At 70.0% G+C, this 20,465-nt stretch carries 18 protein-coding genes; 14 read left to right on the top strand and 4 right to left on the bottom strand.

Annotated elements, in window-relative coordinates:
- Position 1: 1 nt before the first annotated feature.
- The 3 genes from DVA86_RS11270 (at position 2) to DVA86_RS11280 (ending at position 4,695) form a co-directional block, all read left to right on the top strand.
- The gene (locus DVA86_RS11270) at positions 2-2,272 is read left to right on the top strand and encodes a hypothetical protein (protein WP_208877825.1); all 2,271 of its coding nucleotides are present in this window, start codon (positions 2-4) and stop codon (positions 2,270-2,272) included.
- Positions 2,273-2,331: 59 nt separating this feature from the next.
- The gene (locus DVA86_RS11275; RefSeq protein WP_208877827.1) at positions 2,332-3,156 is read left to right on the top strand and encodes a hypothetical protein; all 825 of its coding nucleotides are present in this window, start codon (positions 2,332-2,334) and stop codon (positions 3,154-3,156) included.
- 258 nt (positions 3,157-3,414) lie between these two features.
- The gene (locus tag DVA86_RS11280; RefSeq protein WP_208877829.1) at positions 3,415-4,695 is read left to right on the top strand and encodes an aldose epimerase family protein; all 1,281 of its coding nucleotides are present in this window, start codon (positions 3,415-3,417) and stop codon (positions 4,693-4,695) included.
- Positions 4,696-4,720: 25 nt separating this feature from the next.
- Here DVA86_RS11280 and DVA86_RS11285 read toward each other — a convergent pair whose 3' ends face one another.
- Both DVA86_RS11285 and DVA86_RS11290 read right to left on the bottom strand, forming a co-directional pair.
- Positions 4,721-5,365, bottom strand: coding sequence for a CatB-related O-acetyltransferase (locus DVA86_RS11285; protein WP_208877831.1), 645 nt, complete (start codon positions 5,363-5,365; stop codon positions 4,721-4,723).
- Positions 5,366-5,405: 40 nt separating this feature from the next.
- Positions 5,406-5,702: a hypothetical protein gene (locus tag DVA86_RS11290; protein WP_208877833.1), complete on the bottom strand. Its 297-nt coding sequence runs from the start codon at positions 5,700-5,702 to the stop codon at positions 5,406-5,408.
- A gap of 251 nt (positions 5,703-5,953) precedes the next feature.
- Here DVA86_RS11290 and DVA86_RS11295 point away from each other — a divergent pair, with 251 nt between their 5' ends.
- From DVA86_RS11295 to DVA86_RS11340, 10 genes are all read left to right on the top strand, one after another.
- Positions 5,954-7,417 (top strand): FG-GAP and VCBS repeat-containing protein, encoded by a 1,464-nt coding sequence (locus DVA86_RS11295; RefSeq protein ID WP_208877835.1) that lies wholly within the window; start codon positions 5,954-5,956, stop codon positions 7,415-7,417.
- A gap of 193 nt (positions 7,418-7,610) precedes the next feature.
- Complete coding sequence (locus tag DVA86_RS11300; RefSeq protein WP_208877837.1) at positions 7,611-9,155, top strand: MFS transporter; 1,545 nt, start codon at positions 7,611-7,613, stop codon at positions 9,153-9,155.
- Positions 9,156-9,171: 16 nt separating this feature from the next.
- Entirely contained in the window at positions 9,172-9,375 is a 204-nt protein-coding gene (locus DVA86_RS11305) for an Arc family DNA-binding protein (RefSeq protein WP_245996494.1), read from the top strand.
- Positions 9,376-9,380: 5 nt separating this feature from the next.
- On the top strand, positions 9,381-9,764 hold the full coding sequence (locus tag DVA86_RS11310; RefSeq protein ID WP_208877838.1) for a type II toxin-antitoxin system death-on-curing family toxin: 384 nt from the start codon (positions 9,381-9,383) through the stop codon (positions 9,762-9,764).
- A gap of 105 nt (positions 9,765-9,869) precedes the next feature.
- Positions 9,870-10,775: a LysR family transcriptional regulator gene (locus DVA86_RS11315; RefSeq protein ID WP_208877840.1), complete on the top strand. Its 906-nt coding sequence runs from the start codon at positions 9,870-9,872 to the stop codon at positions 10,773-10,775.
- Between the two features lie 168 nt (positions 10,776-10,943).
- On the top strand, positions 10,944-11,489 hold the full coding sequence (locus tag DVA86_RS11320) for a cysteine dioxygenase family protein (RefSeq protein ID WP_245997593.1): 546 nt from the start codon (positions 10,944-10,946) through the stop codon (positions 11,487-11,489).
- Positions 11,489-12,586, top strand: coding sequence for a YeiH family protein (locus tag DVA86_RS11325; protein ID WP_208877843.1), 1,098 nt, complete (start codon positions 11,489-11,491; stop codon positions 12,584-12,586). The genes DVA86_RS11320 and DVA86_RS11325 overlap by 1 nt, the downstream gene beginning before the upstream one ends.
- 448 nt (positions 12,587-13,034) lie before the next feature.
- Positions 13,035-14,816: a DEAD/DEAH box helicase gene (locus DVA86_RS11330; protein ID WP_245996497.1), complete on the top strand. Its 1,782-nt coding sequence runs from the start codon at positions 13,035-13,037 to the stop codon at positions 14,814-14,816.
- Between the two features lie 538 nt (positions 14,817-15,354).
- On the top strand, positions 15,355-15,999 hold the full coding sequence (locus tag DVA86_RS11335) for an IclR family transcriptional regulator (RefSeq protein ID WP_208877846.1): 645 nt from the start codon (positions 15,355-15,357) through the stop codon (positions 15,997-15,999).
- Between the two features lie 23 nt (positions 16,000-16,022).
- Positions 16,023-16,880, top strand: a complete 858-nt coding sequence (locus DVA86_RS11340; protein WP_208877847.1) for a S16 family serine protease — start codon at positions 16,023-16,025, stop codon at positions 16,878-16,880.
- A gap of 126 nt (positions 16,881-17,006) precedes the next feature.
- Here the strand turns inward: DVA86_RS11340 and DVA86_RS11345 are convergent, their stop codons facing one another.
- Positions 17,007-18,380, bottom strand: coding sequence for an FAD-binding oxidoreductase (locus tag DVA86_RS11345; protein WP_208877849.1), 1,374 nt, complete (start codon positions 18,378-18,380; stop codon positions 17,007-17,009).
- Positions 18,381-18,533: 153 nt separating this feature from the next.
- Positions 18,534-19,289 carry a TetR/AcrR family transcriptional regulator gene (locus DVA86_RS11350; RefSeq protein ID WP_208877851.1) on the bottom strand — a complete coding sequence of 252 codons (756 nt, stop codon included), beginning with the start codon at positions 19,287-19,289 and terminating at the stop codon, positions 18,534-18,536.
- A gap of 117 nt (positions 19,290-19,406) precedes the next feature.
- Between DVA86_RS11350 and DVA86_RS11355 the strand changes: the two genes are divergently transcribed.
- Entirely contained in the window at positions 19,407-20,444 is a 1,038-nt protein-coding gene (locus DVA86_RS11355) for an ATP-binding cassette domain-containing protein (RefSeq protein ID WP_208877860.1), read from the top strand.
- Positions 20,445-20,465 lie beyond the last annotated feature (21 nt).

Raw genomic sequence — 20,465 nt, forward strand, 5'->3', positions numbered from 1 at the left:
CATGCCACTCACCTACCACGATGTCATCCACACGGACCTGTCCTCACTCACCGAGGCCGCCAAAGCGTGGCGCGCCATGGGTACGAAACTCGGCGAACTGCGCACCAACTACCGCGACCACGTCCGCGGCCTGACCGAGAACGGCTCGTGGAGGGGCGTCTCCGCCACGATGTTCAGCGCGTCGTCCGACGTCACGTACCACGAGTTCTTCGGCGCGAAGAAGCAGGCGACGGCCATCGGAAACCTCCTGGACGACGCCCACACACAGCTGTCGAAGCTGAAGAAGGGCGTCGAGAAGGTCCGGGACGAGGCGATCGCCGCGGGGATGAAGGTCAGCGCCGACGGAGTCTGCAACTTCGACTACGACAAGGCAACGGAAGGCGAGGCCACCGCCGCTCGCCACGACCCGGGACTGGCAGAAACCGAGAACAGCTGGACCAAAGCGATAGCGGACGCAGTACGGAAAGTCTCCGACGCGGACCACGGCATCAAGCTGGCCCTCCAGAACGTGACCAAGGACAGCGACGGCAAGGGCGAGTCCCGCGGCTTCAACAGCAAGGCCATGGGCGACGTCGAGAAGTACGAGGGCAGGCGCGGTGCGGAACTGGGAACGAAGCTGAACTCCGGCGAGGACCTGTCGCCCAAGGAAATGACAGAGTTCCGCCGCCTGATGCGGGACAACTCGGACAATACGAGCTACAGCCGTACGCTGCTGAACACGCTCGGGGCCGACGGCACCATCAAGCTCACCAACAGATTGAATGATCGCGCCTATTACGACGACACCGACAAGAAGAAACAGTACCTTGGCTTGGAAAAGCAGCTGGCGATGTCTCTGAAGACTGCAACGATGGTCAAGGGGCGCGACCAAGCCGCTGACAAGGCTTTTACTGCGAGGTGGCTCAGGGAGCTGAGGAAAGCCGGAGTGAAGGAGTACGACCTTGAGGTCGTCAACGACCAGCGAGTCACCGTATCGGATCAGAAAGCTCGCGGTTACCAGAGTCTGATCACTCTTATGAGGCAGGGTAGCGGCTACGACGAGGCATTTGTTCACCAGCTCGCCGATGACATTCGCGATGCCGAGACGGGTGATCCCGACATTTGGGATCTGGATGGCACTTATTCCGGCGGCGCGAACGAAGACGGCACGTCGCGAAGCGGCAACGGTTGGTTCGCTAATGACCCACTTGACGGTGTGCTGGGGATCATGAGCAAAGATCCTGGCGCGGCGACATCCTACTTTGACACGCCCGGTTCCAACTTGGGCAGCGAACGGCTCCACTATCTTCAAGCTGAACGCGATTGGGATCACATCAATCAGTACCGAATTGATAGCGATGGTGTTGCAATCCCAAGAGGGAGTGACACTCAAGACGCCGACAATCGTACTGGGTTCGGGGCGGCTCTCGAGGCAGCGATGACCGGGAATACCCCTGGAGCGGATGCGCCAGCGAAATTCACGGAACATAGTCATGCGGAGACTCGGGTATTTGAGAACGTCGTCAAGTCGTATGCGGAAATCACCAAAGTCGACCCTGGCGCCATGCCTGACAATATTAGGCAAAACATGGCCAATGCTATCGCCTACTACCCGAGTGACGTCCATGAGATCCTCGGCAGGGATTTTGACTTCGCAGAATCTGACATGTCGACCGGGTCCAATAACGTGAGCGGTGTCAATGAAGCGACCATGACTCGGTTTATTCGTGCGGCATCTGAAGATGGGGGAGCGTTCCGTACCATTCATGACTCACAAGTCGCATATACCGCGCATCAGATCCAAGCACTCGATAGGGGCGATTTTACGGACGTCACTGATAAGGCAGTTTCTGCAGTGCGTGAAGGCGGGAGAACCATGGGAACTCTGGATCATATACGTGCTGATGCCCTTGGCGATCAACGAGATGACCAGGTTAGCCAGAATAACTGGAACAAGACCTATAAGTATCATACTTTCGGTGTTCCGCTCACGATGGTTCCGGGTGCCGGTGACACCTTCCAGAGGCTTCTTGATATTGGCGCAGGGCAGGAGGCCGAGAACCTCAATAATGACGTGGCCGACAAGACAAAGGAGCAATTGATCACGGAGTATGAGGAGAGAGGATACCCTCGCCTGCGTGAAATGATCCACGAACAGGCCAGGGCGACTGGTATTTCCGACAGTGAGATTATGGCTACCGGAAGAGGTGTGGGAGATCTTCGCGGTGAGGCAAACTCTTGGTATAACAATGGAATGGGCAATGCGCGTGGATCCACCGGGGAGACTAGTTGATTAGGTTCCGGGACGCTGGCGCCAAGAATTCTAAGCGCCTTGCGGTAATTGGAATTGCGGTGATCCTCGTGGTCGTCGGCGTGTTCACCATGCTTTCGTGTGAAGATGAGAAACCGGAAGACGATGCGCGGTTCTGTCGAAGCGTGCTCCCATTGAAGGATGAGGGGAGGTCGGACTCGATTGACCGTTGCGGTGAAAGACTGGAGTCAGCGATGACTGGCCGCCCGCCAGGGGCTGCTCGACCGAAAGACCCTGTTCCGCACACCGATAAACAGATCCGTGCCTTCGAGAATGTTGTCAATGCATATGCGCGGCACACCGCCAACGACTATTCCCGGATGCCGGGTCAAATCCGGGGCAACATGGCCAGCGCTCTCACTTATTATTCCCGGGAAGTGCACGAGATTCTTGGTGGCCAGGTAGATGGTGGATACCCTGAACAGCGAGTCAAAGTGGAGCAGACGTCCTTGAGGGGTTTCATCCGGGCGGTCGCTGAGGACAGCAAGAGTTTTCACGCGGTTCGAGAAGCCCAGATGGGCTATATCGCGGAGGATATTCAGCAGCTGGATAGAAGGATTCTATCTGTAGAGCCCCGTGGTGACACGGATGAGGCACGCGAAGTCGTTGTGGAAGCCGGGTCGGTCGTAGGAGCTCTTACCCGGATACGTGCTGAAGCTCTGAGCGGGGAGAGCAGTGACAAAGGAAGTGCGGAATCAGAAGCTGAGCTGAGCAAGGACTACGAGGAAAACGGCTACCCGCGACTTCGAAATCTGATCCACGAGCGTGCCCGGGAAGTAGGAATTCCAGAGGGTGACATATCTAATTCTGGAGGTCGCCTAGCTGATATAACGGGCTGGGCCAATGCGGCCTACAACGCGAAGTGAATCGCTGGCGTTTCCCACAGGCCGCATAGGTGTTGGCTTCGCATAACTGACACCTGCGTCCACGAGGTTGAAGCGGTGGGGAGCGGCTCTGTCCGCCGAAGCGCGCGTGCAGCGGGTCGAGTTCGGGCGCCGGGGGGGGGGTGTCGGATGGGTTGACTTGGGGAGGGGGAGGAGTAGCGTCGCGCTGTGCGTAATCCCGTACGTGGTTCGAAATTACGAACGTGACATTGGCGCACCCGTGGTGAAGGAGCCTCACCGATGACATCCCAGGGACCCCGCAGACGGTCCGTGCTGACCGCGGCCGGTGCTGCCGCCGCTATTCCCGTGGCGGCGGCGCCGGTGGCAAGTGCCGCCCCGCGTACGCGCGCCGGCAGCGCTGCTGGCGACGGCGGCGGCCGCCGTGGCCGTGGGCATGAGGCGCCGCGCAAGGAGTTGTTCGGGCGGCTCGGCGACGGGACCAAGGTGTACGCCTGGACCTTCGCGAACGGCGGCACCCGGCTGCGCGTGCTGTCCTACGGCGGCACCGTCCAGTCGCTGGAGGTGCCGGACCGGGACGGCCGGACCGCGAACGTGTCCCTCGGTTACGCCACGCTCGACGACTACGCCGGCAAAGACAACACGTACTACTTCGGCGCGCTCATCGGCCGCTACGGCAACCGCGTCGCCGGCGGCAGGTTCGAACTCGACGGCACCGAGTACCAGTTGCCGCTGAACGACGACCCCAACAGCCTGCACGGCGGCCCCAGGGGCTTCGACAAGCGGGTGTGGGACGTCGAGCCGCTCACCGAAGGCGCCAGAGGCACCGGCACGGGAGGCACCGGAGACGCCGAAGGGACCGAAGGCACCGGAGCCGCGGACCCCGGGATCGCGCTCACGTACGTCAGCGCCGACGGGGAGGCGGGCTATCCCGGCCGGCTCCGCGTACGCGTCACCTACACCCTGAACGACAGGGGCGAGTGGCGCATCGACTACACGGCCACCACCAGCAGGCCCACCGTGGTCAACCTGACGAATCACACCTACTTCAACCTCGCGGGCGAGGGCAGCGACACCGTCCACGACCACGAGGTGCGGATGGAGGCCGCCCGCTACACCCCCGTCGGCGAGACCCTCATCCCCACCGGCGAACTGGCCCCCGTGGCGGGCACCCCGTTCGACTTCCGCCGCGGCAAGACCATCGGCGCCGATCTGCGCGACAGCCACCGGCAGGTGAGCTACGGGCAGGGCATCGACCACAACTTCGTACTGGACAAGGGCGTGACGTCGCGGCCGGGCCCGGCCGTCACCGTACGGGAGCCCGTCTCCGGCCGCGTGATGACCGTATCGACGACGGAGCCGGGCGTGCAGTTCTACACGGGCAACTTCCTCGACGGCACGGCCGTGGGCAGCGGCGGCCACAGCTACCGGCAGGGGGACGGGTTCTGCCTGGAGACGCAGCACTTCCCGGACTCGCCGAACCAGCCGCGGTTCCCCTCCACCGTGCTGCGGCCGGGCGAGACGTACCGCAGCACCACCGTGTACGGCTTCTCCGCCCGCTGACGCTCCAACGGTGCGGAGCAGGGCGTCAGGAGGACGGCGCGAGCCGTTCCAGGTCGGCCGGCGTGCCCGACATGACGGCGCGCACGTGCTCCGTGATGTGTTCCAGCGGCCAGTCCCACCAGGCCACCGCCAGCAGGCGGGCGACGTCCGCGTCGTCGTGGCGGCGGCGGATGAGCCTGGCGGGATTGCCGCCGGCGATGCCGTAGTCGGGCACGTCGTCGACGACCACCGAGCCGGACGCGATGACCGCGCCGTGCCCGATGCGGACGCCGGGCATGACCATGGCTCCGTGCCCGAACCACACGTCGTGTCCGACGACCGTGTCGCCCCGCCCCGGCAGCCCCGTGATCAGGTCGAAGTGGTCGGCCCAGGAGCCGCCCATGATCGGGAACGGGAAGGTGGAGGGGCCGTCCATACGGTGGTTGGCGCCGTTCATGATGAACCGCACCCCCGTGCCCAGCGCGCAGAACCTGCCGATGCGCAGCTTCTCCGGGCCGTAGTGGTAGAGCACGTTCCGGGTCTCGAACGCGGTCGGCTCGTCCGGGTCGTCGTAGTACGTGAACTCGCCGACCTCGATGAGTTCGGAGGTCACCAGCGGCTTCAGCAGGACGACGCGCGGCTGGTCGGGCAACGGGTGCAGGACTGTCGGGTCGGCGGGGACGGGGGACATGGCGGGCGGACCCTTTCGGCTGTGCTCCGGAGGACGCTGATCATCCCATCTCGAGGTCCGCGCTGTCGTGGATGAGTTCGGCGACGCTGAACCGGCAGTGGTACGTGTCCGTCACGCCGTCCACCACCAGCAGGATGCCGTCGGCCTGCTCGTAGAGCCGCCGCCTGCGGGGCGACGTCGGGTGCACGGGCGAGAAGTCGCGGGCCTGTTTGCGCAGTGCCCGCATCGCCTGCTCGTGCGTGCCCTCCAGATGCCCGATGACATGCGGTGCCCACAGCTTGTTGGCACGTCCGTAGCCGTGGTTCTCCTCAACGATCAGGCCCCACTTGGTGGCCATGCCGCCTCCCTGAGGTCGGTCCGTACGGTCGGCCCAGACCCTCTCACGCGCCCGCGGTGCGTCGCCCTCGCGCCCTCGCATGAACGTGCCACCACTGATTCCGGATCGCGCACAACCATCGCCCCCGGTCGTATGTCTGGCTGTGTGTACACGAGATGAACCCCCCACCAACTCCGGGCATCCCCTCACCAATCCGCCCCGGCGCACCGCACCGCGGGCCCGGCGCCCGGACTTTCCTCACGGGAGAACACATGCGTTATCGACCAAACGCAAAGATCGCACGGCTGGCCGGTGTCGCCGTGCTGCTGGCCGCCGGGTCGGCCGTCGCGCTCAACTCGGCCGGGGCCGCACCGGGGGACGCGGGGGAGGACGCGGCCGCGGAGATCCCCGCCGGTGTCGCGCCCACCGCCGACTTCAACGACGACGGTTTCGCCGACCACCTCGTCACCGCCCCCGGCGGAACGGTGGCCGGCCAGGCCAAGGCCGGTTACGTGGCGGTGGTGTACGGCTCGGCCGACGGCACCGACACCGGGCACCGGCAGGTGATCAGCCAGGCGACGGAGGGCGTGCCGGGCGACCCGGCCGCCGAGGCGCGCTGGGGCGTACGTGCGGTCGCCCGCGACCTGGACGGCGACGGCCGTACGGACCTCGCCGTCGGCAGCTACCGGTCGGACGGCGTGACCGTGCTGTGGGGCTCGCCCGACAAGGGGCTGACGGGCGGCAAGCAGCTGGCCGACGGTCTCCAGGCGGACGGCTCCAACCTCGTCGGCGGCGACTTCAACGGCGACGGCAACGCCGACCTCATCTCCGGCAGCTCCGAGAACGACGAGACCGCCAACATGAAGGTGCTGTACGGGCCGTTCCACCGCGACGGACAGGCGGCCGGCAGCGGCGACCTGACCACCGACAAGATCGACGCGCCGACCGACCTCGTCGCCGGTGACATGACCGGGGACGGCGCGGACGACCTGGTCAGCATGCACGCGTTCGAGGAGATGTCGGAGAAGAGCCTCTTCTGGAAGGGTGCCGAGGGCGGCATCGCCGACAAGTCCACAGAGGTGGACGACGCGGCAGCCGCCACGGTCGGCGACGTGGACGGCGACCACTACGGCGACCTCGTCCTCCGTACGGTGCCCGGAGGCGTCGTCGAGAACCTGCCGTACGACCATGGGACGCTGAAGGTCATCTACGGCTCGGAGAACGGCCTCAGCGACCGTACGGCCACGATCGACCAGAGCAGCGCGGGCGTGCCCGGGGCGAACGAGGAGGGCGACCAGTTCGGCTACGCCCTCACCTCCGGTGACGTGAACGGCGACGGCCGGGCGGACATCGCGGTCGGCGTCCCGTACGAGGACCTGGGCGCCGGACAGGACGACACCGGCGCCGTCGTGCTCCTCAAGGGCGCGGACGGCGGCCTGAGCGGCAAGGGCGCGCAGGCCTTCGACCAGTCGGTGGCCGGGGTGCCGGGCGTCGCTGAGGCGGGCGACCGGTTCGGCAGCGCGGTGTCGCTGCAGGACACGGACGGGGACGACCTGCGCGACCTCGGCGTCGGCACGCCGGGCGAGGACGGCGCCGGGTTCACCGACACGGGCGCGGCGTGGGTGCTGCGCGGCGCGGACGACGGGCTGACGACGGACGGCGTACGGTCCTTCGGGCCGGGGCAGCTGGGCGCGCCGGAGGACGGCGCGCAGCTGGGGGCGACCTTCGCGCGGTAGCAGACAACGAGGCGGGGCGGGCGGGCTTTCCGTCCGCCCCGCCGTGCGTTCGGGGGGGGCGTTCGGGCGGGTGCCGCGGCCCGGCGGCCCCGCCCGGCGGTGTCCGGCCCGGCGCGGCGTAGGTCGAACGGCCGAGTCGATCACGTACCGGGGACAGGGGCCATGGCCCCTCTTGGGCCTTACCGTTGCCCGAGTGACGGCTTACGACGAAGCGCCCGCGCCCGCCCCGGCGACAGACGTGCCCGCGAGCGAGCGCACCGTGCTCAGCGCCGCCCACCGGGCGCTCACCTTCGGCATCGTGTCCGTGGTCCTGCTGATCGCCTTCGAGGCGACGGCCGTCGGAACGGCCATGCCGGCCGCGGCCGATGAGCTGGACGGCGTGCCGCTGTACGCGTTCGCGTTCTCCGCGTACTTCACGACCAGCCTGCTCGGCATCACCGTCTCCGGCCTGTGGGCGGACCGGCGGGGGCCGCTGCCGCCGCTGGCGGCCGGGATCGGCGCGTTCGCCGCCGGGCTGGTGCTGTCCGGTACGGCGGCGAGCATGTGGGTCTTCGTGCTGGGCCGCGCGGTGCAGGGGACTGGCGGCGGACTGGTGATCGTCGCGCTGTACGTCACCGTCAGCCGCGCCTATCCGGAACGGCTCCGCCCGACCGTGATGGCCGCGTTCGCCGCCTCGTGGGTGGTGCCGTCCATCGTCGGCCCGCTGATCTCGGGCACGGTCACCGAACAGCTCGGCTGGCGCTGGGTGTTCCTCGGCATCCCGCTGCTCGTCACGCTGCCGCTCGTGGTGATGCTGCCGCCACTGCGCCGCCGGGCATCGGGTCCGCCGCCCTCGTACGGTGCGACGGACGGCGACCGTACGGATGCCGACGCCCGTACCGGAATCGGCGACCCTACGGACACCGCCCCCGCCCCGCTCGACCGGCGGCGGCTGCGCCTCGCGCTCGCCGTGGCCGTCGGGGCGGGCCTGCTGCAGTACGCGGGCCAGGACCTGCGCCCGCTGGCGGCGCTGCCCGCGCTGGCCGGTGCCGCGCTGCTCATACCGGCCGCGCTGCGGCTGCTGCCGCGCGGCACGTACCGCGCGGCGCGCGGGCTGCCCGCCGTGGTGCTGCTGCGCGGGATGGCCGCGGGTGCGTTCATCGTGACGGAGAGCTTCGTACCGCTGATGCTGGTCACCCAGCGCGGACTGTCGGTGACCATGGCCGGGTTCACGCTCGCGGCGGGCGGCGCGACGTGGGCGCTGGGCTCGTTCACGCAGTCGCGTCCGCGGCTGGAGCCGCACCGCGAACGGCTCGTACGCCTCGGCATGGTCCTGGTGACGGCCGGCATCGCCTACGCGCCCGTCGTGCTGCTGGACGGCGTGCCCGTCTGGACGCTGGCCGCCATGATGGCCGCCGGCTGCTACGGGATGGGCCTGGTGATCTCGTCCACCAGCGTCCTGCTGCTGCAACTGTCCGCCCCGGACGAGGCGGGCGAGAACTCCGCGGCCCTGCAGACCTCCGACGGCCTCTCCAACATCCTGCTGCTCGCCGCCACGGGCGCCGCCTTCGCCGCCCTCGGCGGCGGGGACGCGGCGGGCACGGCCCACACGGACGCGGCGTCCGCGGCGGGCGCCGACGGGGGCAGCCCGGCGGCCTTCGTGGCCGTGTACGCGACGGCGGCGGCGGTCGCGGCGCTGGGCGTGGTGGTGGCGGGGCGGCTGCGTGAGGAATCCGATGGTGTCAGGTTGGGGTCATAGTTGATACCATTTTGGTATGGCTATGAACTTGAGGCTCCCCGAGGAGATCCAGGAATCCCTGCGTCAGCGCGCCGAGGAAGAGGGCCGCAGCATGCATGCTGTCGCTGTCAGGGCCATAGAGCGTTACCTGGCGGGCGAAGCGGACCGGGACACGGTGGCGCGGCTGGGTGCGAAGTACGCCGCCAAGCACGCTGATCTCCTGCGGAAGCTGGGGGAGTAGCGCGAGTGAAGTACCTGACGGTGCGCGAGGCCCTGGATCTCGCGGAATTCGCGTGCGCGGGGCAGGAAGTGGCGCTCCGTGACCCTGGGCTGCTGGGCTCGGCTCTGCACAGGCCGCAGACGCAAGTGTTCGGTGTCGAGGCGTATCCGGATCTGTTCGAGAAGGCTGCGGCCCTGTTGCAGTCCATCACGTCCAACCACCCCTTCGTGGACGGGAACAAGCGCACGGCCTGGATGTGCGCCGTGGTCTTCCTGGACATCAACGGTGTGGACATGGCGGATATCGACCAGGAGCAGGCGTACGGGCTTGTGATCGACATCGCGGCCGGTAAGACGGAGGACGTCACTCGTATCGCGCAGGAGCTGCGGGCGCTGCGGTGCTGCGGGTGACACGCCGGGTGGCCCGAGACTGACACGCGGAATGGCGTGCGACGTAAACCCCTAGCACCGCAAAGGGATTGCTCGACCTTCCCAAATTGTGCTTATGGTGCACCCATGTTCGACTCCCGGCACATCCGGACCTTCGACGAGGTCGTCCGCGCCGGCTCGTACTCCGCGGCCGCCCGCGCGCTCGGATACACCCAGCCCGCGATCACGCAGCAGATGAAGGCCCTCGAACGGGCCGTGGGCACGCCGCTGTTCATACGGGTCGGGCGGCGGATGCGGCTGACCGAGGCGGGGGAGGCGCTGTCCCGGCACGCGGGAGTGATCCTGGACAGCATCGCGGCGGCGCAGCAGCAGATGGCGGCCATCACCGGGCTGCGCGCGGGCCGGGTGCGGGTGTGCGCGTTCCCCAGCGCCGGGGCCACGCTGGTGCCGGAGGCGCTGGCGCGGCTGGCCGTCGAACACCCGGGCGTACGGGTCGAGTTGCAGGAGAGCGAACCGCCCGAGTCGCTGGAGCGCCTCGTACGCGGCGAGTGCGACATCACCCTCGCCTTCACCTATCCCGGCCTGCAGGAACAGGTGCCGGACGAGCTGGTCGAGATCCCCCTCATGGAGGACCAGCTGACCGTACTGCTGCCCGCCGGGCACCCGATGGTGTGGCGGCGCGCCGTGAAACTGGAGGAGCTGGCCCACGAGCGCTGGATCGCCGGCTGCCTGCGCTGCCGCAGCAACTTCCTGCACGAGTGCGCCGAGTTGGGCTTCGCCCCGGACATCGTCTTCACCACCGACGACAACCTCGTCATCCAGAGCCTCGTCGCCGAGGGGCTCGGGATAGCGATGATGCCAGGGCTGGTGCTGTCGTTCCTGGTGCACGAGAAGGTCACGGGGCGGGCGCTCGACCCGGCGTCGCGGCGGCAGGTCTCCGCGTACGTGCTGCGGGAGCATCTGGACATACCGGCCACCGCGCTCGTACTGGAAGGGCTCAGGTCGGTCGCCGCGAACCGCGAGGGGTGCTGAGCGCTGCGGGGGTGCTGAGCCGCTGACGTCACCGGCTCACGTATAAGCGGGTTTTGGGGCGTGGCCAACAGACTGTCGTTGGACGTGATGATTCCGCCGCGCCACGCTGCGGACATGGCGACTTCCACCGGCACGGGTACGGAATCGGGTACGGGTACGGACTCCGGCATGCGGACGACCGAACGGCTCTCCGCCCTCGTCGCCGACGTACGCGAGGCCGTCGGGCGGGGACTGCCGCCCGACGTCACCGCGTACCTGGTCGGCGAGAAGCTAGCGCCCCACCTCGGGGCCGCCGACCTGCTCACGGCGGAACAGTACGAGGGTGACGCCGAGCGGTACCGGCAGCACCTCCTGCACTCCGAGGACGACGGCAGCTTCTCCATCGTCGGGCTCGTCTGGCTGCCCGGCCAGGAGACGCCGATCCACGACCACGTGTCCTGGTGCGTCACCGGCGTACACCAGGGCGAGGAACACGAGCGCCGCTACCGCCTCGTACCCGCCGGAGGCGACGGCGAGCCCGCGCGGCTGGTCGCGACGGAGGACGTCGTGAACCCGCAGGGTTCGGTGTGCGGCTTCGCGCCGCCCGGCGACATCCACCGGGTGTGGAACGGCTGTCGGCAGAAGGCGGTTTCGCTGCACCTCTACGGTGCGGACATCGCCCGCCTCGGGTCCAGCGTCCGGCGGGTGTACGACCTGCCGGCCAGCGACCGCTGATGGCGCTGCTGTCCGTACGGGGTGGCGGGCGGCCGTCGGCGGAGGCCCCGCCGTCCGCGCCAGGTTCGGCCGGTTCGCCCCCCTCGTCGTCGCCGCCGAGTCGGCTGCCCGGGCTCGCGCTCGCCGTGGCCGGGGTGGCGGTCGCCGAGGCCGTACACCTGGTGCTGCCCGGCGTACCGATGCTGACGGCGGCCGTCGTACTCGGCATCGCGGCCGCGCACGTACCCGGCATCCGTACGCTCGTCTGCGGCGCCGCCCGCCCCGGCCTGTCGATGGCCGGAAAGCGATTGATGCGGATCGGCGTTGTGCTGCTCGGACTGAAGCTCAGCCTGGGCGACGTGCTCGGCCTCGGCTGGGCGACCGTGGCCATGGTGTGCGCGGTGGTGGCGGTGACGTTCGGCGGCACGCTGTGGCTCGGCCGGAGGCTGGGGCTGAGCGGCGACCAGCCGCTGCTCATCGCCACCGGCTACTCGATCTGCGGCGCCTCCGCCATCGGGGCCGTCAGCGAGGTCCGGGACAGCGAGGAGCGCGACGTGGCCACCTCCGTCGCCCTCGTCACGCTGTGCGGGACGCTCGCCATCGCCGTACTCCCGCTGCTGCAGCACCCGTTGGGCCTGACCGACGCCGAGTTCGGGCGCTGGGTCGGCGCGGGCGTGCACGACGTGGGCCAGGTCGTGGCCACCGCCGGGACGGCGGACGGCCCGGCGCTGGGTGAGGCCGTACTGGTCAAGCTGATGCGCGTCCTGCTGCTCGCGCCGCTGGTGGCGGCGGTCGTGCTGTCCGTACGGAGGCGGGCGGGTGCCCGTACGGACGGGGCGGGCCGCGTCGGCGCCAAACGGCCGCCGCTCGTGCCGCTGTTCGTGCTCGGCTTCGTCGCGATGATGGCGGTACGCAGCACCGGCTGGGTCCCGGACCCGGCGCTGGACGTGGCGGGCACGGTGAAGGAACTGCTCCTCGCCACGGCCCTCTTCGGCCTGGGCAGCGCGGTCCACCTGCCGACGCTGGCGCGTACGGGGGGTCGGGTGGCCGCGCTGGGTCTGTGCGCGTGGACGGTGATCGCGGGCGCGTCGTACGGCGGCGTTCTCCTCACGGCATGATCGCGCAATCCAGCCCGTCCGGTGTTTGAGGACGACCTGCAGGTGACAGCGGACCTCGCGCAATCCAGCCCGTCCGGTGTTTGAGGACGGACCTCGGCTGGTTCCCGGGTTGCGCTCGGCTACGAGGGCGGCGGGCGTCCACCGGCGTCTGCCGCCGCGACGTGGGCTGGGGACTGTCCTCAATCGCCGGACGGGCTTGGGGCGGTGGCCGGTGCTGAGCGGCGCGGGCTGGAGGGATCGGGCGAGGTCGAGACATGGCGCCGGGCGCGTGTGAGGTGGGTCGCACACGACGGTGGGGGCGTCGCGTACCCGCTGGCCGCGGCACCCGCACAGGTAGGCTGGCGCGGCTGCCCGATGCCGCCAGACCGCCCGCCAGACCCGCCCCAGAACCGCGCCCAGACACCGCCCGCACAACACCCCGCACGCAACCGTGACCGCGACGGAGACCGTGACTACCACCACCCACCACCTCTCCCCGGCCTTCCCCGGCCGTGCCCCCTGGGGCACGGCGAGCAAGCTGCGCGCCTGGCAGCAGGGGGCCATGGACGAGTACCTGAAGCAGCAGCCCCGTGACTTCCTCGCCGTGGCGACGCCCGGCGCGGGCAAGACGACGTTCGCGCTCACCCTCTGCTCGTGGCTGCTGCACCACCACGTCGTGCAGCAGGTGACGATCGTCGCGCCGACGGAGCATCTGAAGCTGCAGTGGGCGGAGGCCGCGGCGCGCATAGGCATCAGGCTGGATCCGGAGTACAGCTCCGGGCCGGTCGGCAAGGAGTACCACGGCGTCGTCGTGACGTACGCCGGTGTCGGCGTGCGCCCCATGCTGCACCGGAACCGCTGCGAGCAGCGCAAGACCCTCGTCGTACTGGACGAGATCCACCACGCGGGAGACAGCAGGTCCTGGGGCGAGGCGTGTCTGGAGGCGTTCGAGCCGGCGACGCGGCGGCTGTCGCTGACGGGTACGCCGTTCCGGTCGGACACGAACCCGATCCCGTTCGTGGAGTACGCGGAGGGGAACGACGGCGTACGGAAGTCCGTCGCGGACTACACGTACGGCTACGGCACCGCCCTCCAGGACGGCGTCGTCCGACCCGTCATCTTCCTCTCCTACAGCGGCAACATGCGCTGGCGCACCAAGGCCGGCGACGAGATCGAGGCGCGGCTCGGCGAGCCGATGACCAAGGACGCGGTGTCGCAGGCGTGGCGTACGGCGCTGGACGCGCGCGGCGAGTGGATGTCCGCCGTGCTGCGGGCCGCGGACCAGCGGCTGACCGAGGTGCGGAAGGCGGTGCCGGACGCGGGCGGGCTGGTGATCGCCACCGACCAGGACGCGGCACGCGAGTACGCGAAGCTCATCCGGGAGATCACCGGCCGCAAGGCGACAGTGGTGCTCTCGGACGACAGCGGGGCGTCGAAGCGGATCGAGGAGTTCCGGCAGTCCGACGACCGTTGGATGGTCGCCGTCCGGATGGTGTCGGAGGGCGTGGACGTGCCGCGGCTGTCGGTCGGGGTGTACGCGACGACGATCTCCACGCCGCTGTTCTTCGCGCAGGCGGTCGGCCGCTTCGTACGGTCGCGGCGGCGCGGCGAGACGGCCTCCGTGTTCCTGCCGACCATCCCGACGCTGCTGACCTTCGCGCACGAGATGGAGGTCGAGCGGGACCACGTCCTGGACAAGCCGAAGAAGGACGCCGAGGAGGACCCGTACGCGGAGGAGGCCGAGCTGCTCGCGGCCGCCGAACGCGAGGAGGACGAGGACACCGACGACGGCGACCAACTGCCCTTCGAGGCGCTGGAGTCGGACGCGGTCTTCGACCGGGTGACGTACGACGGCGCCGAGTTCGGGATGCAGGCGCACCCGGGCAGCGAGGAGGAGCAGGACTACCTCGGCATCCCCGGGCTGCTCGAACCCGACCAGGTGCAGATGCTGCTGCAGAAGCGGCAGGCACGGCAGATCGCGCACAGCCGCAAGAAGCCGGACGCGGAGGCGGACCTGCTGGAACTGCCCGCCGACCGCCGCCCCGTGGTCACCCACAAGGAACTGATGGAGCTGCGCAAGGAGCTCAACGGGCTGGTCGGCGCGTACGTCCACCAGAGCGGCAAGCCGCACGGCGTGATCCATACGGAGCTGCGCCGGGTGTGCGGCGGCCCGCCGAGCGCGGAGGCGACGGCGGGGCAGCTGCGGCAGCGGATCGCCAAGGTACGGGAGTGGGCCACGCGCATGCGGTGACGCGCGCACCGCGTTCCTGCACCTGCCCTTGCACCTGCTCCCGTACGCGTACGGGAGCGCGCACCGTACGGAGGCGCCCGCGCCGACCGTACGGATGCGGAGGTGCGCACCGTACGGATGCGGAGGTGCGCACCGTACGGATGCGTCCGCGCCGCCCGTACGCGCCTCCGCGCCGGCGCACCCGTACGTGGCCGGTATCCGCCGGTGGCAGACGGTCCACGGGGCGCGCGGAACCAGTCGTCACCACCGCTTTCCGCGCCTTATTCCCGGCAAAACGGACGAGCGCTGACCGGATTCTGGACGGACCCTTCCGGTGAGCGGTATCGATCGCTAAGTTTCCGCTCACGCACACGCCCCGTGGCAGCGCCGCCTCGGAGCGCAGCCGGTGACGTATGCACACACAGAGGTAAGTACGCGTTATTTCAGTGCCACTTCGGCCGGCGGCTCTCAGCGTGGAGAAGCTCTGCTGCCGACGGACGGCAGCGCGGCCCTCCGCGCGTCAGTGGCCGCCCGCCACTCACCCGAGAAGGGGGGCGTCGTGACCGCGGAGACCTCTCAGACGCTCGACCGGGGACTGCGGGTCCTCAAGCTGCTCGCCGACACCGACCACGGCCTGACGGTCACCGAGCTGTCCAACAAGCTCGGCGTCAACCGCACCGTCGTCTACCGTCTGCTCGCGACCCTCGAACAGCACTCTCTCGTACGCCGCGACCTGGGCGGCCGTGCCCGGGTCGGCCTCGGGGTGCTGCGGCTGGGCCGGCAGGTGCATCCGCTCGTACGGGAGGCCGCCCTGCCCGCGCTCCGCGCGCTCGCGGAGGACGTGGGCGCCACGGCGCACCTGACGCTCGCGGACGGTACGGACGCGCTGGCCGTCGCCGTCGTCGAGCCGAGCTGGACCGACTACCACGTGGCGTACCGCACCGGTTTCCGGCACCCGCTCGACCGCGGCGCCGCGGGCCGTGCGATCCTCGCCGGCCGGGGCCCCGACCGCGACCTGGGGCCCGGCTACGTGCTCACCCACGGCGAACTGGAGGCCGGCGCCAGCGGCGCCGCCGCCCCGATGCTGGGCGTGCTCGGCATCGAGGGCAGCGTCGGGGTGGTGATGCTGGCCGAGTCGGTGCCGGAGAAGGTCGGGGACCGGGTGGTGCACGCCGCACAGGAGGTCGCCGACGCGCTGCGGTGACCCGGTGAATTAGATTTCCCCCCATGCCACCGACCAGCCCGCCGCCGACCAGCCCGCCGCCGTCCGGCAAGTCCGCGTCCCCGCCCGGTCCGCCGTCCCCCGCGCGGCGCCGCCGCACGCTCGCCGTCTGCGCCGTCCCCGTCGCCGCGCTGCTCGCGGTCGCCGTCTTCGCCCCGCTGCCGTACTCCGTCGCACAGCCCGGCCTCACCGCGAACGTCATCGGCGAGTACAAGGGCGAGCCCGTCATTGCCGTCTCCGGCAAGGAGCAGGTCCGGGAGACGGAGGGCGAGTTGCTGATGACGACGATCGCCGCGACCTCGCCGGACGCGTCGGTACGGCTGCCGGACGTCGTACGCGACTGGTTCGCGAAGGACCGCGCCGTGATGCCGCGCGACTCGGTCTACCCGGTCGGCGACAACCCGGCGGAGGTGCGCGAGCACAACGAGGCCGAGATGCGCGAGTCGCAGAACGTCGCGGTGCGGGCCGCCCTGCGCGAACTGCGCATGTCCCCGGACGACGTACGGGTCAAGCTCAACCTGGCGGACGTCGGCGGCCCCAGCGCCGGCCTGTTCTTCACCCTCGGCATCATCGACAAACTGGACGGCGACGGCCGCGGCGGCGACCTCACGGGCGGCCGTACGATCGCGGGCACCGGCACGATCGAGGCCAACGGCGAGATCGGCCCGGTCGGCGGCGTACCGCTGAAGACGCAGGCGGCGAAGCGGGACGGCGCGACGGTCTTCCTGGTCCCGAAGGACGAGTGCGCGGACGCCCAGGCGAACACCCCGAAGGGCCTGCGCCTGGTGCCGGTCGCCACGCTGGACGGCGCGCTGGACGCCCTGAAGTCCCTGAAGGACGGCGGCAAGGTCCCCAGCTGCTAGCCACACCCAAGCCCGTCCGGGGAGCCGGGCCACAACCAAGCCCGTCCGGCGTTTGAGGACGGCCCTGTACCGGCGGCGGGTGGCCGGGGCGGGGCGGCGCGCCCGGTACCTACCTGCGGCGGCGGCCTAGAACAGCTTGCCCGGATTCAGCAGACCGTGCGGGTCGAAGACCTGCTTGATCCCGCGCTGTATCTCCAGCCCCACCGGCCCCAGTTCGCGCGCGAGCCACTCCTTCTTCAGGACGCCCACACCGTGTTCGCCCGTGATGGTGCCGCCGAGTTCCAGCCCCAGGGCCATGATCTCGTCGAACGACTCACGCGCGCGTCGCGCCTCGTCCTCGTCCGTCGGGTCGAAGCACACGATGGGGTGCGTGTTCCCGTCACCGGCGTGGGCGCACGAGCCGACCGTCAGGCCGTACTTGTCGCCGATCGCCGACGCACCGTCGAGCATCGCGGCAAGCTGGGACCGCGGCACGCACACGTCGTCGATGAGCGTCGTGCCGGTCACCTTCTCGAGGGCGACGAGCGCCAGCCGCCGTGCCTGCAGCAGCAGTTCGGACTCGGCGGCGTCGTCGGCGGGGACCACTTCGGTGGCGCCGGCCGCGTCGCACAGTTCGCCGACGGCGGCCAGTTCGGCGGCGGCAGCGGCTTCCGGGAGGTCGAACCCCGCCAGCAGCAGCGCCTCCGTCGTCTCCGGGAGGCCCATCCGCGCCATGTCGTTGACGGCACGCAGCGTCGTACGGTCCATGATTTCCAGAAGCGACGGCGCGTGCCCGCGTTCCATGATCCGGCAGACGGCGTCGCACGCGGTGGCCATGGAGGGGAACTCCGCGGCGAGGACCAACTGCCGGGGCGGTTCCGGCCGCAGCGCCAGCGTGGCCCGTACGACGATGCCGAGGCTGCCCTCGGAGCCGACGAGCAGCCGCGTGAGGTCGTAGCCCGCGACGCCCTTCACGGTCCGGCGGCCGGTGGACATCAGGCGGCCGTCCGCCAGGACGACGTCCAGGCCGAGCACGTACTCCGCGGTGACGCCGTACTTCACGCAGCACAGGCCGCCGGACGCGGTGCCGATGTTGCCGCCGATCGTGCACTGCTCCCAACTGGAGGGGTCCGGCGGGTAGAACAGGCCGTGTTCGCCGACGGCGCGGGACAGCGTGGCGTTCACGACGCCGGGTTCGACGATGGCGATCCGTTCGACGGGATTGATCTCCAGGATGCGGTCCATCTTGACCATGGACAGCACGATGCAGCCCTCGGACGCGGTGGCGGCGCCGGACAGCCCCGTACGCGCGCCCTGCGGGACGACGGGCACGCGCAGCGCCGTCGCGGTGCGCATCACGTGCTGCACCTCTTCGACGGTGCGCGGCTGTACGACGGCCGCCGCAGCCCCCGCCTCGCAGAAGCCGGCCATGTCGTGGGCGTAGGACCGCACCACGTCGGGATCGGTGACGACGGCCTCGGCGGGCAGCCCGGCCTGCAACTGTTCGAGGAGCGCGCTCATGTCAGCAGCCTCGCACCCGGGTGCGGGCCGGGCAACAGACGGTCCGCGGGTTCCTCGGCCGCGCCTCACCCGGGCACGCGGCCGCGGTTACCCCGGCGCCCCTCCGCGGCCACCCCGGCGCCCGCCCGCGGCTACCCCGGCGCCCGCCCGCGGCTACCGCGGCTCGCGCGCCGCCACCAGTACGGCGACGCCGTCGAGCAGCGTGTTCAGGCCGAAACCGAAGTCGTCGTCCGGATCGCCCGGTTCGTCGATGACACCGCTCCGCAGCACGGCGGTGATCTCCGGGAAGCGCTGGGCGTCGGTGAGCTCGCCGAGCAGCCTGCCGTACGCCGCGGTCGCCTCCTGAAGGCTGCTGCCGTCCGCGCGCGCGGCGGCGTCGAGGTCCGACATGAGGCGCGCTTCCTGCCGTACGAAGCTGCTCAGCAGCATGATCACGCCCAGCTTCTCGCCCGGGTCGAGTCCGGTGCCGCGCATGCAGGCCAGGCCGCGTTCCATCCAGGCGACGGAGTGCGGGGTCGCGGGCGGGGTGGTGATCGGGATGCGCAGCGCCCACAGGTTCCGGTGGGACGCGGCGCGCAGCTCCGCGGCCCAGGCGGTGAGCGCCGGGCGCCAGCCGTCCTCGGGGGGCGGGCCCTCGGGCGGCGTGCCGTAGGCCGCGTCCTCCATCAGGATGAGCAGCTCGTCCTTGGACCCCACGTACCGGTACAGCGACATCGTGGAGACGCCGAGTTCGGCGGCCACACGTCCCATCGACACGGCCGTCAGGCCCTCGGCGGCGGCGAGCGCGATGCCGGTGCTGACGATGCGGTCGGTGGTGAGGCCGGGCCGAGGGCCCTTGCGGGTGCCTTCGCGGAGGCCCCAGGCCCGCGCGAGGCCGGGCGGCAGGGTCGTGCCGCGTTCGTCGTCCATGCCGTGCCCGCTCCGTTCCGCTGCCCCGCTCCGCTGGACTGTGTATACCTTACGCAGTACCGTGTACGCGATACGCGGTAGTGCGTATGACATACACAGAAGACGGGGTGTGGTGAGGTGGACGAGACGGAGTACGCGATCGAGGCGCATGGCCTCCGGAAGTCGTACGGCGCGGTGCCGGTGCTCGACGGCATCGGACTGGAGGTGCCGCGCGGCGAGGTGTTCGCGCTGCTCGGCCCGAACGGCGCGGGCAAGACCACAACCGTGCGCATCCTGGCCACGCTCGACCGCGCCGACGCCGGACAGGTGCGGGTCGCGGGCCACGACGTGGTCGCCGAACGCGCGCTGGTGCGCCGCCGTATCAGTCTCACCGGGCAGTACGCCGCCGTCGACGAGCAGCAGACCGGCGCCGAGAACCTCCGCATGATGGCTCGGCTCACCGGCCTCCCGCGCGCGCACTCCAGGGAGCGCGCGGCGGAACTGCTCGACCGCTTCGGGCTGACCGCCGCGGCCCGGCGCCGCGTCAGCACCTACTCGGGCGGGATGCGGCGGCGGCTGGACATCGCCGCCGGGCTGGTGGGCAGCCCGGAGGTGCTGTTCCTGGACGAACCGACCACCGGGCTCGACCTGCACAGCAGGCACGTCATGTGGGAGGCCGTGGAGCGGCTGGCCGCGTCCGGGGTGACGGTGTTCCTCACCACCCAGTACCTGGAGGAGGCGGACCGGCTCGCGGACCGTATCGCCGTCCTGGACGGCGGGCGCCTGGTCGCGCGGGGCACGGCGGCGGAGCTGAAGCGGCGCTTCGCGGACCACCGGCTGGACCTCACCTTCACCGACGCCGAGTCCCGGCGGCTGGCGGCGGAGCGGTACGCCGTACGGGTCGTGGGCGGCCGTGCCCGCGATGAGGGTCCCGGCGGGGGAGCGGACGGCCCCCGCGGCCCCCGCACGCTGAGCCTGGCGACGGACGGGAGCGCGGCGCACGTACGGGCGCTGCTGGACGAGATCGATCCGGAACGCCGGACCGTGAGCCGCTTCGAGCTGCAGGGGGCGACGCTCGACGACGTCTTCCTCGCGCTGACGGGTCACCCGGCAGGCCACCGGGCGGAAGGGGAATGGGAGTTGGACGCCGAGGGGGAGGTGGCGGGACATGTCTGAGGTCACGGCAGCGGTGCGGGG

The organism is Streptomyces armeniacus (genome assembly GCF_003355155.1).
Taxonomy (GTDB): Bacteria; Actinomycetota; Actinomycetes; order Streptomycetales; family Streptomycetaceae; genus Streptomyces; species Streptomyces armeniacus.

Bases quoted from the DNA above. Each gene is read 5' to 3' on its own strand.
- DVA86_RS11270 (WP_208877825.1), top strand. From the start codon at position 2: ATGCCACTCACCTACCACGATGTCATCCACACGGACCTGTCCTCACTC.
- DVA86_RS11280 (WP_208877829.1), top strand. From the start codon at position 3,415: ATGACATCCCAGGGACCCCGCAGACGGTCCGTGCTGACCGCGGCCGGT.
- DVA86_RS11285 (WP_208877831.1), bottom strand. From the start codon at position 5,365: ATGTCCCCCGTCCCCGCCGACCCGACAGTCCTGCACCCGTTGCCCGAC.
- DVA86_RS11290 (WP_208877833.1), bottom strand. From the start codon at position 5,702: ATGGCCACCAAGTGGGGCCTGATCGTTGAGGAGAACCACGGCTACGGA.
- DVA86_RS11295 (WP_208877835.1), top strand. From the start codon at position 5,954: ATGCGTTATCGACCAAACGCAAAGATCGCACGGCTGGCCGGTGTCGCC.
- DVA86_RS11305 (WP_245996494.1), top strand. From the start codon at position 9,172: ATGGCTATGAACTTGAGGCTCCCCGAGGAGATCCAGGAATCCCTGCGT.
- DVA86_RS11315 (WP_208877840.1), top strand. From the start codon at position 9,870: ATGTTCGACTCCCGGCACATCCGGACCTTCGACGAGGTCGTCCGCGCC.
- DVA86_RS11320 (WP_245997593.1), top strand. From the start codon at position 10,944: ATGCGGACGACCGAACGGCTCTCCGCCCTCGTCGCCGACGTACGCGAG.
- DVA86_RS11325 (WP_208877843.1), top strand. From the start codon at position 11,489: ATGGCGCTGCTGTCCGTACGGGGTGGCGGGCGGCCGTCGGCGGAGGCC.
- DVA86_RS11340 (WP_208877847.1), top strand. From the start codon at position 16,023: ATGCCACCGACCAGCCCGCCGCCGACCAGCCCGCCGCCGTCCGGCAAG.
- DVA86_RS11345 (WP_208877849.1), bottom strand. From the start codon at position 18,380: ATGAGCGCGCTCCTCGAACAGTTGCAGGCCGGGCTGCCCGCCGAGGCC.
- DVA86_RS11350 (WP_208877851.1), bottom strand. From the start codon at position 19,289: ATGGACGACGAACGCGGCACGACCCTGCCGCCCGGCCTCGCGCGGGCC.